Genomic DNA, 14,827 nt, shown 5'->3' on the forward strand with positions numbered 1-14,827 from the left:
CTCCTCGCTCCTTGGTGTTGGCCGGCAATCGCCCTACCATCGCTTACCCCTCCCACCCGGATACCTGCCTGACCATGCCGGCTTCAGCCTCCCCACAACGTACGCGCTGGTTTGTTGCCGGTGATCTGAACGGCTTCTTTGGCCTGGTGGTGGACAACCTGTCCATCCTTGGTTTCATCGCGATGGCCCTGGTCGGCATCTTCGGTTTCCCGGCCGAGGTGGTGTTCACCCGGATGTTCCCCGGCACCGCGCTGGGCGTGCTGGTCGGCAACCTGCTGTACACGGTGATGGCGCGCCGTCTGGCCGCCCGCAGCGGGCGCGACGATGTCACCGCGATGCCGTTGGGCCTGGATGCGCCGACCTCGATCGGCATGGCCCTGCTGGTACTCGGCCCGGCGTTTGCCGGCTTCAAGGCCGCGGGCATGGCCGAAACCGCCGCGGCAATGGCGACCTGGCAGCTGGGCATGGCCTCGCTGGTGGTGATGGGCCTGCTCAAGACCGTGCTGTCCTTTGCCGGCGATGCGGTGACCCGGCATGTGCCGCGGGCGGCCCTGCTTGGCTCCATTGGTGGCGCGGCGTTGATGCTGCTGGGCTTTTTGCCGTTGATCGAAAGCCTGCGCCAGCCGCTGGTCGGCCTGGTCACCCTGGGCGTGCTGCTGTATGTGCTGGTGGCCCGCGGCCGGGTGCCGTTGCGCCTGCCCGGCGTGCTGTTTGCGCTGTTGGTCGGGGTGGCGCTGTACTACGGCCTGGGCGCGGCCGGGATGCTGACCGGGTTTGCGCTGCCGGCCGGTTTTGCGCTGGCACCGGCCCTGCCGTTGCCCTCGCTGGGCTTCATCGACGGGCTGCCACTGACCGTGCCCTACCTGTCGCTGCTGCTGCCGTTCGGCCTGCTGATGGTAGTCGGCGGCATCAATGTGGCCGAGAGCGCACGCGCGGCCGGCGATGACTACCGCACCCGTGACGTGCTGCTGGTGGAAGCCATCTCCACCTTGGTGGCCGGGGTCTGCGGCGGGGTGGCGCAGACCACGCCCTACATCGGCCAGCCGGCCTACAAGCGGCTGGGCGCACGCTCCGGCTACACCCTGCTGACCGGGCTGTTCGTCGGCATCGGCGGCATGCTCGGCGTGGTCGCCGGGCTGGTGCAGTGGCTGCCTGTGGCGGTGCTGGCACCGATCATTGTGTTCGTCGGCCTGGACATCACCGTGCAGGCCTTTCAGTCGACCCGGCGCGAGCACGCTATCGCAGTGGCGCTGGCCTTCCTGCCGGCCATTGCCTATCTGATCAACATCAAGTTCGGCGGCTGGGTCGCGCCGGAGGCCGCCGCCGTGCTGTACGCGGCGGTGGACAGCCATGGCCTGTCGGACGTGGCCGCGCTGCAGGTGCTGGGCAATGGCTTCATCATCACCGCGATGCTGTGGGCCGCCAGCCTGATCGCGCTGATCGAACGGCGCACCGCGGTGGCGGTGGGCGTGTTGCTGCTGGCTGCCGTGCTTACTGCCTTCGGGGTGATCCATTCCACCGACCCGCGCGGCGGGGTGTACCTGCCCTGGGCCATCGACGGCCTGCGTGCGGCGATCAGCTGGCAGCTGACCGCTGCCTATGCGCTGCTGGCGCTGCTGCTGGGCCTGCTGGCCACGCTGTGGCCGGCTGCCAATGGCCTGGCCTGTGGCGAGGAAGACCCGGCGTGAGCCCGGCGGACACGGTGTTTGCCGGCCTGCTCGGCGAGGCGTTTGCCGACCTCGCCGCGCCGGTGCGCGCGCTGCATGCCAGCAGTGGCCCACCGTGCTGGCAGGGCCAGTGCGTGGTCAGCCGCGGCAGCCATCCGTTGGCCCGCCTGTGTGCCTGGGCGGCGCGCCTGCCGCCGGCCGGGCAGGGCGTGCCGACCACGGTCCAGTTCCAGCGCCGCAGCGACCAGGAAATCTGGACGCGCCGATTCGGCGCGGCGGCGATGCGTTCGCGGATGTGGCCGCACCACGGCCGCCTGCGCGAGCGGCTGGGACTGGTCCAGTTTGATTTTGGGTTGTCTGTCAGCAATGGCGGCATTGTCTGGAACACCCTGGGGGTGCGGGTGTTCGGGCTGTTGCCGCTGCCGGCGGCATGGTTTGCCGGCGTGCATTGCCTGGAAAGTGCCGATGCCCTGGGCCGGTACACCTTCGATGTCCAAGCCAGCCTGCCGTGGATCGGCCCGGTCGTGCGCTACCAAGGGTGGTTGTTGCCCGGCTGAGTGCCAGGCAGCACCTGATACAGGCGGCTTCGGCAAACGGGGTGTCAGCAAGCGCGCTGGCCTTTCCTATGTGATAATGATTCTCGTTAGAGTTTCATGGGTATCCACGTGGGCGACGCAGCAGTCAAGTATGGCAAGGACGGGATCGTGCAGGTACTCCCAGCTTGGGCAGACCTGCGCTTCGACCCGCGTCCTGGGCCGCTGCCAGGTCATGGCTGGAAGCGCCGCCTGCCGCTGGCGCTGACCAGTCTGGCGGCACACGGACTGATGATCGCAGCGTTGTTGCAGGTCGATGCCAGTCAGCCGGTCCCAGGCAACAGCCAGACGGCCACCGAGCGGGTTCAACTGCGCTTTGTCAGTGCGCACAGCCAGCTGCAGGAACAGGGGGCGCGTACTGCAGCCAGCTCCTCCTTGGCCATTACCAAGCCGCAGCCCGCAGCGTCCAGGCCGGTGCCACCGGCTGATCCTGCACCTGCGGTAGTGGAACCGGCCCCTACGCGGGCAGCTGTCCCGGCGGCAGTCACCGAGCCGGCGATGGTCGCACCTGCCAGCATGGCGGCAAGCGTCCCCGTTGCTGCCCCGGACAATCAGCCTGCCACCCACCTGGCCGGCGTTGGTCGTGGCCAGGGGATGCACGGGCCGGGTACGGCTGCACAGGACAGCGCACCGTTGCAGCACAGCCAGGGCGTGGCGGATTGGAGCCAGGCGGTGATGCGCCAGCTGGCCCGTTTCCGCAGCTATCCGGCGTCCGCCCGCATGCAGCGCGTGGAAGGCGTGGTGATGGTGCATGCCACCATCGCCGCCGACGGCCAGGTGCTGGCGACGCGTCTGCGACACTCGTGCGGAAACCCGGATCTGGATGCCGAGGCGCTGGCCACTTTCCATCGCGCCCGCCGCCTGCCGGCACCGCCGGCGCATCTGCCCAGCCCGTTGCAGGTGGACCTGCCGGTCGCCTTCCGTCTGCGCAGCTGAGGCGTGCGCGGATTGGGCGCGCCTGTGGGAGCGGCGCCCGCCGCGAAAACATCACCGCGTTGCTTGGCGGTCGCATGGAAGCATCGCGACCGGGGGCGTACAAAAAGGTGCAGGCAGCGTGGCCATGGCCGCGCAAAAGCCAAAGGCATCGCGACCAAGGTCGACTCCCACAAAAGCAACGCCAAGGCCTGCCAGATCAACACCGTTGGCTCGCACAAAGGCATGAAGTAGTGCGTTTTTGTGGGAGCGCGCCTGCGCGCGACGAGCAGCGCGGGCATCTGCCTGCAGGAGTGTTCCGGTGCGAGCGGCGCTCGCCGCGCTGCCTGGTGCGTTGGCTTGCCCCACGCTGTGCGCGGTTTACAGGGTGGAGAGGAAATCCACCAGGGCATCACGCTCGGCGGCGGTCAGGCCCAGTGGCTGCAGCAACGGGTCGGTGGTGGGGAAGGTCGGGTCATTGGCCTGGTCCCCGACCGGGCGCGGACGGAAGGCGCCGGCGTTGTACATGTTGATGATGCCTTCCAGGCTCGGGAACAGGCCGTTGTGCATGTAGGGACCATTGCGCGGCACATTGCGCAGGGACGGGGTGCGGAAGGCGCCGCTGTCGGCCGGGTTGCCGGTCACCTCATAGCGGCCGAGGTCTTCGCGCTCACGGCCGAAGAAGTGGATGCCCAGGTTGTGGAAGCGGTCATCACTCATGGCCGGGCCGTTGTGGCAGTTGATGCAACGCGCCTTGGTCCGGAACAGGTGCAGGCCGAGCAGCTGGTTGTCGCTCAGGGCGGTGTCACGGCCGGCCAGGTAACGGTCAAAGCCACGGTTGCGCGGGTACAGGGTGCGCTGGAAGGCGGCGATGGACTTGGCCACCTTGTCCATGGCAATGCGGCCATCACCAAAGGCCGCATCGAATTGCTCGCGGTAGCCGGCATCGCGGCGCAGGTAGCGCTCCATGCGGGCGATGGTATTGGCCATTTCCAGCGGGTCATGGATCGGAAACTGCGCCTGGTTTTCCAGGCTGCCGCCACGTCCGTCCCAGAACTGGTGCTGGCTGTAGGGTGCCATCGACACATCCATGGCATTGCGCCGCCCGGGCTGGCGGTCATGGCCAAAGGAGACCTGCTTGCCATCACCCCAGCCGAGCTGGCGGTCATGACAGTTGGCGCAGGCGATCTGCCCGGAGGCTGACAGCTTGGGGTCCTCGAACAGGCGCCGGCCCAGCGCCACCTTCTCTGGCGTGCCGGGGTTGTCAGCCGGCGCGGTCGGCGGCAACAGCGGGCCCAGTTCGCGCTGGACCACCCCGGTCGACCAGTGTGCCGCTGGCCACTGTGTCGGTGGTTGCCGGTACAGCGCGCGCAGGCAGGTGATGTCCTGGCTGCCGGCAATCAGTTGCTGCCGGCAGTCGCGCATCGCCGCGCCGGATTGCTCATCGGCCAGGCCCGGGGCAATGGAGAGCACCATGCCGGCCACTGCCATCAGGCCCAGGCAGGCAGCCAGGTAGCGGCGCAGGCGGCGGCGCTGGGCGGTGTGGAACGAGGTGGAATCGGGAGTGGAGGCTGGCATGCGGATACCAATGAGAGGGCGCCGCCGGGGCGGCGCCGTTACGGCTTAAAACCGGTAACCCAGTTCGACCCAGAACGAGCGGCCGGTTTCATACTGCGGGATGGCCTGCGCCCCCAGGCTGGTGACGTTTTCGCGGTCGAGCAGGTTGAAGATGTCCAGGTTCACGAAGGCAGCCTGCTGACCGGCCAGTGCCTTCTCCCAGCTGATGCGCACATCCCAGTTGAAGGTGGCGCTGAAGTCGCGGCGGTCGTAGACATCGGCGATCACGCCATCGACTTCCACCTGTTCACCGGTCTTGCCAATGTCGCGGTAGCCGGCGCGGTAGCGCAGGAAATGGGTCAGCGACAGGTTCCACTGCGGGATGGCGGTGGTGCTGGTCAGGCGCGCGGTCCACGGCCGGGTGTAGTTGGTGGTCGGCAGCTGGCTGCGGTGCAGCAGCTGGCCCAGGTACTGCACATGGTCACTGTCGTAGTAGAGGTTGCCGGCGGCATCATCCTCGTAGCTGGGCGAGGCGTACTTCTGGTCGGTCCAGTCCAGCGCGGCCTGCCAGACCGTCGTGGTGCCGGCCCAGCGCAGCGGCTGGCGGCCATCGGCGGTCAGGCTCCAGATCTGGTTGTGGCTACGGCCATCGTTGGTCCAGGTGGTGTACCCGGCAGACAGGTCGCTGGTATCGGTGGAGGGCTCGCCGATGGCGCGGCCCGCCGCCTGGATGACCTGGTCGCGGCCCAGGCGGTTGATGAACTTCAGGCCGAGCGTGGCCGCGTCAAAGCGCTGGCTGAAGCCGAGCATCAGCTCGTCGTCATAGGCGATGTCGAGCTGGTTGAAGACATTGTCGGCTGGTGCCTGGATGCCGACGGTCCAGGCGTCATTGAGGGTGGTGCGGCGCTCGCCGTTGTAACGCAGGCGGTTGATGTTTTCCTGCAGGCGCCAGCGTGCCACCGAGCGGCCGTAGTAGCGGTTCACGCCGGCCTGGAGCAGGCGGCTGCCATCACCGTCCACATCCCACGAAGCGGCAAGACGCGGCGCCAGCGTGGTCTGGGACATGTAGTCATCGCGCTCCACGCGCAGGCCGCCGCGCAGCGAGACATCGCCGATACGCATGTCGTCTTCCACATACAGCGCAGCGGACAGGGTGGTGAAATCAAACGCGCCTGCGGCATACCGGGTGCGGGCGGTGAAGAACTGGCCGGCCCAGCCATTGTTGGCATTCAGGGTGCTGTGGGTGGTGCCCAGGGCGCAGGTGGTGGTGTCAGTGATGCCTGCAGCGTTGGTGCAGGTGCTGGTTCGCTTGGGCGTGACGTAGATGCTGCTTTCGGTCAGGCGGGTATAGTCAAAATGATCGCGGCCCAGCTGGGCGCCGGCACTGAGGCGGTGCAGCACGCTTCCGGTGGCGATCGGATCCCAGCGCACATCCAGCTTGTACTGGGCACTGCGTTGCTCCTGCTCGACCTGGCCATATTCTCCCTGCAGGCTGCTGTTGCCGGTACCCCAGTCCTTGGAGTCGGAGCGGATCCAGGCGTAGTAGTCATCGCTGTGGCCATGACGGCTCTGCTCATTGCCGGTCAGGCCCAGCTGCTGGTCGATCTGGCCCCAATCGGTACGCCAGTCCAGTTGCAGGTTGGCCTGCAGGCCGCCGTTGCTGATATCAATCTGCGAATCGACGATGTTGGAGCGGTAGTAGCTGTCTTCCTGCGGTGCATACATCAGGCTGGCCTGCAGCTCGATGCGCTCATTGGCTTCCCAGACCGCCTTGACGAACAGGTTGTCGATGGCGCGCGTCTGCTCGCGCTTTTCCGTGCCGAACTGTTCCACCAGATGGGAGGAATAGAACATGGTCGGGATGGTGGAGCGCTTGCGGCTGTAGCTGGCCAGCACGCCGAGATCATCGCTGAGCCAGCCTTCGGTGGTCGCCCGCCAGGTGGTCTTTTCAAATTCCGGCTGGCCATCGCCCCATGACGAGGCATTGGCATGGCTTTCGCGCTGCGCTTCATTGACGTGGTAACGCGTCCACGACGAGCGACTCATCTGGGTGGAGATTTCGCTACGTGCCTGACGGCTGGGTTTACGGGTTGTGGCATCAATCACGCCGCCGGTGAAGCCACCCCAGGCCGCAGAAATATTGCTGTCCAGAACGGTCAGCTCACCCAGCAGGCGGGTGTCCAGAGCGAAGGCCTGACTGCTGCCAGGGCCGCTGTACAGGCGATAGGGCGAGGGGTCTGCGGCCGGGTCAATGCCATTGTTCATGCCGATGCCATCGATGCTGAAGTTGTTCTGGTAGAACGCCGCACCATTGATGCTGACTTCGGCCGGGCTGATCTCGCCAGGGGTGAAGCTGGAGAGCTGGCCGTTGTCGTACTGAACGGCCGGGTTGATCTTCAGCAGGCTGCCGATATCGCCATTGCCCGCTGGCTGGTTGGCAATGTAGCTGGCGTCCAGGGTCTGCTTGCCGGCATATGGGCTGCTGGTGGTGTCGTCTTCCACCTGCAGGGTGGGCAGGACCAGGTCACTGGTGGGGGACTGGGCCGCTGCACCCAGCGGAGCAAGCAGGGCGCCGAGCAGGGCCAGGGTCAACGGGTGGGGAGCAGGCAGGTAGCGGATCACGGTGGTTTCTCCAATGACAGCGCCCAGCGGTACGCCGCTGCGTGGCATGCAGCGCCAGCAGGCAAGGACCGTTGTGCAGGTGGGGCGGCAGTAGGCATCGGGGCGATGCCATGCGCGGTGCAGGCGCTGGCTGTGCGTGCAGGCCGCCGCCCGGGGAGAGAGGCCGGGCGGACTGGTGAACGTAACTGGCTTGCGGAAGCAGGTTCGATGGCAATGATAATGATTCTCATATCTTGTGCAACAGGAAATTAATGCGCTTCCGGTTCCACTGCGCGGTGAATGCCGGGGCTTGAACTGGGCCGCCACGGTCCGCACATCGTTGTCATCGGTCGTACGACCCTTCAATCCAGTCGAGAGGACGCTCCCATGCGGATGGACAAGCTCACCACGCGTTTTACCCAGGCGCTGCAGGATGCGCAGTCGCTGGCCGTCGGACGCGACCACACCATCATCGAACCGGTGCACCTGATGCACGCGTTGCTGGAGCGGGCCGGCGGCTCGACCCGCCCGCTGCTGGCCCAGGCCGGGGTCAACGTGCCGCTGCTGCGCGAGCGCCTGGCCGAGCTGATCGGCAACCTGCCCACGGTGACCGGTCAGGCCGGCCAGGTGTCGGTGGGCAATGACCTGTCGCGCCTGCTCAATCAGGCCGACAAGCTGGCCCAGCAGGCTGGCGATGCCTTCATCGCCAGCGAGTGGTTCGTGCAGGCGGCGGTGGAGGACGGCGGCACCCTGGGCATGGCCCTGCGCCAGGCCGGTGCCGACAAGAAGAAGGTGGCTGCGGCCATCGAAGCCATCCGTGGAGGCGAGAACGTGACCAGCGAAAATGCCGAAGACCAGCGCCAGGCGCTGGCCAAGTACACCATCGACATGACCGAGCGCGCCGAAAGCGGCAAGCTGGATCCGGTGATCGGGCGTGACGAGGAAATCCGCCGCGCCATCCAGGTGCTGCAGCGACGGACCAAGAACAACCCGGTGCTGATCGGTGAGCCCGGCGTGGGCAAGACCGCCATCGTCGAGGGGCTGGCCCAGCGCATCATCAACGGCGAGGTGCCCGAGGGCCTGAAGAACAAGCGCCTGCTGTCGCTGGACATGGGCGCGCTGATTGCCGGGGCCAAGTTCCGTGGCGAGTTCGAGGAGCGCCTGAAGGCGGTGCTCAACGACCTGGCCAAGAGCGAGGGCCAGGTGATCCTGTTCATCGACGAGCTGCACACCATGGTCGGTGCCGGCAAGGCCGAAGGCGCGATGGATGCCGGCAACATGCTCAAGCCGGCGCTGGCGCGCGGCGAGCTGCACTGCATCGGCGCCACCACGCTGGATGAGTACCGCCAGTACATCGAGAAGGACGCCGCGCTGGAGCGCCGCTTCCAGAAGGTGTTTGTCGGCGAGCCGAGCGTGGAGGACACCATCGCCATCCTGCGTGGCCTCAAAGAGAAATACGCGGTGCACCACGGCGTGGAGATCACCGATCCGGCGATCATTGCCGCCGCGACCCTGTCCAACCGCTACATCACCGACCGTCAGCTGCCGGACAAGGCCATCGACCTGATGGACGAGGCCGCCAGCCGCATCCGCATGGAGATCGACTCCAAGCCGGAGGAGCTGGACCGCATCGAGCGCCGGCTGATCCAGCTGAAGATCCAGCGCGAGATGCTGAAGAAGGAAAAGGACGAGGCCTCGCGCAAGCGCCTTGCCGAGATGGAGGCCGACATCGCCGCGCAGGAGCGCGAGTTCAATGACCTGGACGAAGTCTGGAAGGCCGAAAAGGCCTCGCTGCAGGGGGCGACCAAGGTCAAGGAACAGATCGAGGCGGCCAAGCTGGAGCTTGAAGCGGCCCAGCGTGCCCAGGATTACGCGAAGATGAGCGAGATCCAGTATGGCCGCATCCCGCAGCTGGAAAAACAGCTGGCCGCGGCCCAGGCGGCCGAGCAGGGCGAGTTCAAGCTGCTCAAGGAAAAGGTCACCGCCGAGGAAATTGCCGAGGTGGTCAGCCGCTGGACCGGCATCCCGGTGAGCAAGATGCTCGAGGGTGAGCGCGACAAGCTGCTGCGCATGGAAGACGAACTGCACAAGCGCGTGGTCGGGCAGCAGGAGGCGATCAAGGTCGTCTCCGATGCCGTGCGCCGCTCGCGTGCGGGCCTGAGTGATCCCAACCGTCCGAGCGGTTCGTTCCTGTTCCTGGGCCCCACCGGCGTGGGCAAGACCGAGCTGTGCAAGGCACTGGCCGATTTCCTGTTCGACTCTTCCGATGCGATGGTGCGAATCGACATGAGCGAGTTCATGGAAAAGCACGCGGTCAGCCGCCTGATCGGTGCGCCTCCGGGCTATGTCGGTTACGAGGAAGGCGGCTACCTGACCGAGGCCGTGCGCCGCCGGCCGTATTCGCTGATCCTGCTCGACGAGGTCGAGAAGGCGCACCCGGATGTGTTCAACATCCTGCTGCAGGTACTGGATGATGGCCGCCTGACCGATGGCCAGGGGCGCACGGTGGACTTCCGCAACACTGTCATCGTGATGACTTCCAACCTGGGCAGTGCGCAGATCCAGGAGCTGGCCGGTGAAGGTACGCCGGAGGCCTACCTGCAGATGAAGGCCGCGGTGATGGGCGTGGTCCAGGCCCACTTCCGCCCCGAGTTCATCAACCGCCTGGATGACCTGGTGGTGTTCCACCCGCTGGACAAGGCGCAGATCCGCTCGATCGCCAGCATCCAGATGCATGGCCTGGAAAAGCGCCTGGCCGAGCGCGGGCTCGCCCTGCAGGTCTCCGATGCAGCCTTCGACCTGCTCGGTAGCGCCGGTTTCGACCCGGTCTATGGCGCACGCCCGCTCAAGCGTGCGATCCAGGCCCAGCTGGAAAACCCGCTGGCGCAGAAGATCCTCTCCGGGCAGTACACCAGCGGCGACACCATCGTGGTCGATGCCCAAGGCGGCGAGCTGGTTTTCAGCAAGGCGTAAACGTCCACGTCAGTGTCGTCATACCCGCAGGCCCCGGTATCCCCGGGGCCTGCTTTTTGAGGCGCCATCTGGCCTGGCTTGCGGGCAGCCGGGGCAGTGGCGTGGGGCTTGCTTTGGCAGGAGCGGCCACGGCTGCGATGCGGTCGGCTTGATCGGAAAGACCCATCGCGCTCAGATGCGCTCCTGCAAAAGCAGGCGCAACCGTTGCTGCCTGCCGGAATCCGCACCAGCGGCTCCGGGCGCGACAACCTGGCTTGGCAGCAGCCTGCGCCGCGATGAGGTGCAGCAGACGGGCTGCCGACCTGGGATCAGTGATGCCGCATCGCCGCTTGCTGGCTGTGTTCCTGCTGTTGAGCCTGCAGCGGATGATCGGCGTGCTGTGGTGCCTCCAGCGCTTGCGCCCGCTGCAGCGACTGGCTTTCTGGCGCGGCCACTGCCTCGGCGGTAGGCAGCTGGGCACGCCGATGGGCCGGGTCGTCCGGTGAGCCCTGCACCAGGAAGACATGGGCCCCGGCCGGTTGGGTGGCCGTGGCCTGGCTGAGCAGCACATGGTCCACCCGTTCAAAGCCGTGTTCGCGCGCGCTGGCATACAGGCTGGCACTCAAGTTGGCGCTGTGCTGGTCCCAGGGCTTGCCCTGGGCGGCATCCAGCTGCGCCACCTTGCCCTGGATCTGCGCCAGCAGCGGGTCGGTACGCTGGTGATGGCTGGGAGGAGCGGCGGCCAGGGGCATCCCGGCCAGCGTGGCCGATTGCCCCAGCTGGCTGGTGGCCGGGCCAGCGCCGGCCGGTGCCAATGCAGGTGGCGTGGCCATTGGCGCCATCGGCGGGGGCAACGTCACACTGCCCGGTGCGGCGGGTCCATGCAGCCCGTGTGGCACATTCGGGGCAGGCACGTGGTGGGGCAGGGCATAGAAGGGCAGGTTCGGGTCGCCGGTGTCCTGGATCGCCAGGGTTCGGCCGCTGCCGCCCAGGTTGATGCCATTGCAGTTCAGCAACTCCGGGCGTAGCCCCAATTTGCCCATGTCCAGGCTGATGGGTAAGGCGGTGTGGTTGTCCCAGACACCGTGGGCGGCCTGTTCGGCATTGGCGATCACCTGCAGGGCGGTCGCTGCGTAGAAGTGCGGATAGTCCGAGTGCCCGCTTACGCCCATCCGGAGTATTTCCGGCGGCTTGTTGTAGTAATGCTGGTCAATGGCCGCCTGGTTGCCGGCATCCAGGGTCAGGGTGTTGTCTGGGTTGGGGGAGTAACCGGGCTTCCAGGTGTATGCATTGGAGACGGAGTCGTACAGAAAGAAATCTTCCATCCGGCGACCGCCAAGTGTGAGCAGTTCACTTTCATTGACAGCCTTGCCCTCTGCCTGCAGGCGATCGGCCAGAATGTTCAAGCCACGTACCTGTGCACTGGCTTCGTCCCAACGGGTCTGGTTCAGATATGTCTCGAGCGGGGCGCTGTAGTCCCGTGGCGGCTCACCGCCGGCATCGGCCACCTTCCTGGCATCGCGGTGGTAGTCCATCCAGACGTCGGCCATCTGGCTTGCATTGCGCGCGTGTTCCAGTTCGTGGGCGAAAAGAAACGTCAACACACCGGAATTCGGGCGATCTAAGCTGGCCAAGAACAACGAATTCAAGTCCAAGTTCAGGCTGCCTGTTGTGGGGTCGTATTGCGCGCCCAAATTGCTACCAGGGGCCAGCAGGCCGAGCGTGGTCAATGCCGGCTTGCTGCCGCTGCTGTTGGCCAGGGTGTCATTGAACAGGTCAACCAAGGCCGGTGAGCTGGTGATGGCATCGCGCAGGCCGTCCATATGCTGCTGCGTTACGCCCGGCTGGCTGGCCAGGGCAGTGAGCAGGCTCTCGGCCTTGGGGCTGAGCACGCTCATGGTCGCACCTGCTGTGGCATCGGCCGGAGAGTGATGCCTTTGATGCACAGCCGCCCATGCAACTGGGTGCTGGGCAGCAGATCGATGGACAGCGCATAGCGCTCATTTACGCTGGAGTAGCTCAGCGCACTGGACTGCGCCCATAGAGTGAAACCCATCGCTTCCAGCTCGGGGCGCAAGACCGCCCAGTCGGTCGGGCCATCGCAGACCGGGGCCGGGTCCATATACGCCGAATCCGCCAATGGGCGGTGGTCTACAAAAACACGTATCTCCGGCACGACGGAGGTGTCGTTCAAAAACCAGACCATTGCCCAGTCCGAGTGGATGCGTGCACTGTAACCATGGCGTGGTGGGGGCATTCCATCACTGGGCATCCCCAGCGCCTGTCCGGCTATTTCCGGGGTGATGTCGGCAAAGCGTGGCACTGTGCGTAGCAGGTGCAACACGCCCTGCCAGGCACGCTCGGGGCTGTGGCCTTCGCGGATGGGCCAGGCGTCCCAGCGTTTCATGTAGTCGTCGTGTTGTTGTTGCGTGGTCATGCGGGCAGTTCCTTCCTTGGCGGTTGCTGCTGTCGTCGAGTTGGCGGTGCCGGCCGGGGTATCTGTTGCGTGCGTGGCGCCGCCATGGCTGCAGCCGGCAAGCGTCAGCAGCAGGGCCATGGCCAGGCAGGCCATCCGGTGTGTGCGCATGGGCATCAAGGTCCTTGTCGATGTGTGCAGTGTAAAAGTGCAGCAACAGGCAAGCCCGGAAGCCGATCACATTGCTGGCGCTGTGCATGCCATGGTGTCATTGAACAATTCCACCAAGGCAGGTGAACGGGTGATGGCATCGCGCAGGCCGGCCATGTGCTGCTGTGTTACGCCGGGTTGGCTGGCCAGGGTAGTGAGCAGACTCTCGGCCTTTGGGCTGAGCACGCTCATGGCCGCACCTGCTGTGGCATCGGCTGGAGGGTGATGCCTTTGATACACAGCCGTCCATTCAACTGGGTGCTGGGCAGCAGATCGATGGACAGCGCATAGTGATCATTTGCGCTGGAATAATCCAAAGCGCCCCACTGTGCCCACAGAGTGAACCCCATCGCTTCCAGCTCGGGGCGCAAGACGGCCCAGTCGGTCGGGCCATCGCAGACCGGGGCCGGGTCCATGTAGGTAGAACCGGGTACCGGACGGTGGCCCACTGATACCTCCAGCATCGGCACGACTGTGCGCTCATCCAGAACCCAGCCCAGTGCCCAGTCCGGATGGATGCGTGCGCTGTAGCCGCGCAGGGGCGGGGGCAGGCTTTGCCCGGGCATCCCCAGCGCCGGTCCGGCGATTTCCGGGGTGATGTCGGCAAAGCGCGGCACCGTGCGCAGGAGGTGTAACACGCCCTGCCACGCACGCTCGGGGCTGTGGCCTTCGCGGATGGGCCAGGCGTCCCAACGTTTTATCTCTTCGTCGTGTTGTTGCTGCACGATCATACGGGCAGCTCCTTCCTTGGCGGTTGCTGTGATTGCTGTGGCTGTCGCGTTGGCGGTGCTTGCCGGGGTATCTGCTGCGTGCGTGCCGCCGCTATGACGGCAGCCGGCAAGGGTCAGCAGCAGGGCCATGGCCAGGCAGGGCATCCGGTGTGTACGCATGGGCATCAGGGTCCTTGTCGATGTGTGCAGGGTGACGGTGCTGTTACAGACAAGCGTCCAAGCCGGTCACATCACCGGCGCTGTGCAGGCCAGGGTGTCATTGAACAGGTCAACCAAGGCCGGTGAGCTGGTGATGGCATCGCGCAGGCCGTCCATATGCTGCTGCGTTACGCCGGGCTGGCTGGCCAGGGCAGTGAGCAGGCTATCCGCCTTGGGGCTGAGCACGCTCATCGACGCACCCGTGAGGAAATCGGCGAGAGCGGCATGATCTTGATGCTGTTAATGCACGTCTTGCGCAGTTGACTGCTGGGCAGCAGAGTGATGGTCAGTGCATAGCGGTCGTTATAGGTGTAATGGCCAAGCTCGGATACGCTGGACCATACCTCATAACCCATTTCCTCCAGCGCCCCGCGCAAGGCCGCCCAGTCGGTGGGGCCATCACAGACCGGGGCCGGGTCAACATAGGGCGCACCCATTTGTGGGCGGTGCCCCAGGGATACGTCCACCATCGGCAAGGATGTGCGCTCATCCAGCGCCCAGCCCAGCGCCCAGTCCGGGTGGATGCGCGCGCTGTAGCCGCGCAGGGGCGGGGGCAGGCTTTGCCCAGGCATCCCCAGCGCCGGCCCGGCGATTTCCGGGGTGATGTCGGCAAAGCGTGGCACCGTGCGTAGCAGGTGCAACACGCCCTGCCACGCACGCTCGGGGCTGTGGCCTTCGCGGATGGGCCAGGCGTCCCAACGTTTTATCTCTTCGTCGTGTTGTTGCTGCGGGGTCAGACGGACAAGTCTTTCCTTGGTGGTCGCGGTGGTTGCTGTGCTGACGGCATTGGCTGGGGTATCTGCTGCGTGCGTGCTGCCGGTATGACGGCAGCCGGCAACGCTCAGTAGCAGGGCCAGAGCCAGGCAGGGCAACAGACGGGTGGGCTTGGGCATCCTTGTCAGCTCCTCGGTGTGTCGGCCGGGCAGGGTAGCAAGCCGGCTGACCGGGCCGGGGAGGGCCGCCCCTGCGCTTGCTGACAGGATTGCGCGA

At 66.0% G+C, this 14,827-nt stretch carries 12 protein-coding genes; 4 read left to right on the top strand and 8 right to left on the bottom strand.

The window, feature by feature from the left end; translation table 11 throughout:
* The first annotated feature begins 74 nt into the window (after positions 1-74).
* The 3 genes from ABB25_RS00675 (at position 75) to ABB25_RS00685 (ending at position 3,196) form a co-directional block, all read left to right on the top strand.
* The gene (locus ABB25_RS00675; RefSeq protein ID WP_152980862.1) at positions 75-1,688 is read left to right on the top strand and encodes a SulP family inorganic anion transporter; all 1,614 of its coding nucleotides are present in this window, start codon (positions 75-77) and stop codon (positions 1,686-1,688) included.
* Positions 1,685-2,224, top strand: coding sequence for a DUF4166 domain-containing protein (locus tag ABB25_RS00680; RefSeq protein WP_244477719.1), 540 nt, complete (start codon positions 1,685-1,687; stop codon positions 2,222-2,224). Before ABB25_RS00675 ends, ABB25_RS00680 begins: the two co-directional genes overlap by 4 nt.
* Before the next feature lie 147 nt (positions 2,225-2,371).
* Entirely contained in the window at positions 2,372-3,196 is an 825-nt protein-coding gene (locus ABB25_RS00685; RefSeq protein ID WP_152980864.1) for an energy transducer TonB family protein, read from the top strand.
* A gap of 357 nt (positions 3,197-3,553) precedes the next feature.
* On the opposite strand, the gene ABB25_RS00690 is transcribed toward ABB25_RS00685, so the two are convergent.
* Together ABB25_RS00690 and ABB25_RS00695 are read right to left on the bottom strand one after the other, a co-directional pair.
* On the bottom strand, positions 3,554-4,750 hold the full coding sequence (locus ABB25_RS00690; protein WP_211259269.1) for a cytochrome-c peroxidase: 1,197 nt from the start codon (positions 4,748-4,750) through the stop codon (positions 3,554-3,556).
* A gap of 45 nt (positions 4,751-4,795) precedes the next feature.
* Positions 4,796-7,399, bottom strand: a complete 2,604-nt coding sequence (locus tag ABB25_RS00695) for a TonB-dependent receptor (RefSeq protein WP_057662235.1) — start codon at positions 7,397-7,399, stop codon at positions 4,796-4,798.
* A 318-nt stretch (positions 7,400-7,717) separates the two neighbouring features.
* Here ABB25_RS00695 and clpB point away from each other — a divergent pair, with 318 nt between their 5' ends.
* Positions 7,718-10,303, top strand: a complete 2,586-nt coding sequence (gene clpB / locus ABB25_RS00700; RefSeq protein WP_057662239.1) for an ATP-dependent chaperone ClpB — start codon at positions 7,718-7,720, stop codon at positions 10,301-10,303.
* Positions 10,304-10,611: 308 nt separating this feature from the next.
* On the opposite strand, the gene ABB25_RS00705 is transcribed toward clpB, so the two are convergent.
* From ABB25_RS00705 to ABB25_RS14440, 6 genes are all read right to left on the bottom strand, one after another.
* Entirely contained in the window at positions 10,612-12,180 is a 1,569-nt protein-coding gene (locus tag ABB25_RS00705; protein ID WP_057662241.1) for an XVIPCD domain-containing protein, read from the bottom strand.
* On the bottom strand, positions 12,177-12,839 hold the full coding sequence (locus tag ABB25_RS00710) for a hypothetical protein (protein WP_152980866.1): 663 nt from the start codon (positions 12,837-12,839) through the stop codon (positions 12,177-12,179). The genes ABB25_RS00705 and ABB25_RS00710 overlap by 4 nt, the downstream gene beginning before the upstream one ends.
* Before the next feature lie 96 nt (positions 12,840-12,935).
* Complete coding sequence (locus ABB25_RS14695) at positions 12,936-13,100, bottom strand: hypothetical protein (RefSeq protein WP_160319381.1); 165 nt, start codon at positions 13,098-13,100, stop codon at positions 12,936-12,938.
* Positions 13,097-13,768 carry a hypothetical protein gene (locus ABB25_RS00715; RefSeq protein WP_160319382.1) on the bottom strand — a complete coding sequence of 224 codons (672 nt, stop codon included), beginning with the start codon at positions 13,766-13,768 and terminating at the stop codon, positions 13,097-13,099. Before ABB25_RS00715 ends, ABB25_RS14695 begins: the two co-directional genes overlap by 4 nt.
* Positions 13,769-13,864: 96 nt before the next feature.
* Positions 13,865-14,029, bottom strand: a complete 165-nt coding sequence (locus tag ABB25_RS14700; protein WP_160319383.1) for a hypothetical protein — start codon at positions 14,027-14,029, stop codon at positions 13,865-13,867.
* The gene (locus ABB25_RS14440) at positions 14,026-14,730 is read right to left on the bottom strand and encodes a hypothetical protein (RefSeq protein ID WP_152980868.1); all 705 of its coding nucleotides are present in this window, start codon (positions 14,728-14,730) and stop codon (positions 14,026-14,028) included. Before ABB25_RS14440 ends, ABB25_RS14700 begins: the two co-directional genes overlap by 4 nt.
* Positions 14,731-14,827 lie beyond the last annotated feature (97 nt).

Source organism: Stenotrophomonas koreensis (assembly GCF_001431525.1).
Lineage (GTDB): Bacteria > Pseudomonadota > Gammaproteobacteria > Xanthomonadales > Xanthomonadaceae > Stenotrophomonas > Stenotrophomonas koreensis.

What these genes read in the sequence shown, in the direction of transcription:
- ABB25_RS00675 (WP_152980862.1), top strand. Translation starts at nt 75, where the DNA reads ATGCCGGCTTCAGCCTCCCCACAACGTACGCGCTGGTTTGTTGCCGGT.
- ABB25_RS00690 (WP_211259269.1), bottom strand. Translation starts at nt 4,750, where the DNA reads ATGCCAGCCTCCACTCCCGATTCCACCTCGTTCCACACCGCCCAGCGC.
- ABB25_RS00695 (WP_057662235.1), bottom strand. Translation starts at nt 7,399, where the DNA reads ATGCCACGCAGCGGCGTACCGCTGGGCGCTGTCATTGGAGAAACCACC.
- clpB (WP_057662239.1), top strand. Translation starts at nt 7,718, where the DNA reads ATGCGGATGGACAAGCTCACCACGCGTTTTACCCAGGCGCTGCAGGAT.
- ABB25_RS00705 (WP_057662241.1), bottom strand. Translation starts at nt 12,180, where the DNA reads ATGAGCGTGCTCAGCCCCAAGGCCGAGAGCCTGCTCACTGCCCTGGCC.
- ABB25_RS00710 (WP_152980866.1), bottom strand. Translation starts at nt 12,839, where the DNA reads ATGGCCCTGCTGCTGACGCTTGCCGGCTGCAGCCATGGCGGCGCCACG.
- ABB25_RS14695 (WP_160319381.1), bottom strand. Translation starts at nt 13,100, where the DNA reads ATGAGCGTGCTCAGCCCAAAGGCCGAGAGTCTGCTCACTACCCTGGCC.
- ABB25_RS00715 (WP_160319382.1), bottom strand. Translation starts at nt 13,768, where the DNA reads ATGGCCCTGCTGCTGACCCTTGCCGGCTGCCGTCATAGCGGCGGCACG.
- ABB25_RS14700 (WP_160319383.1), bottom strand. Translation starts at nt 14,029, where the DNA reads ATGAGCGTGCTCAGCCCCAAGGCGGATAGCCTGCTCACTGCCCTGGCC.
- ABB25_RS14440 (WP_152980868.1), bottom strand. Translation starts at nt 14,730, where the DNA reads ATGCCCAAGCCCACCCGTCTGTTGCCCTGCCTGGCTCTGGCCCTGCTA.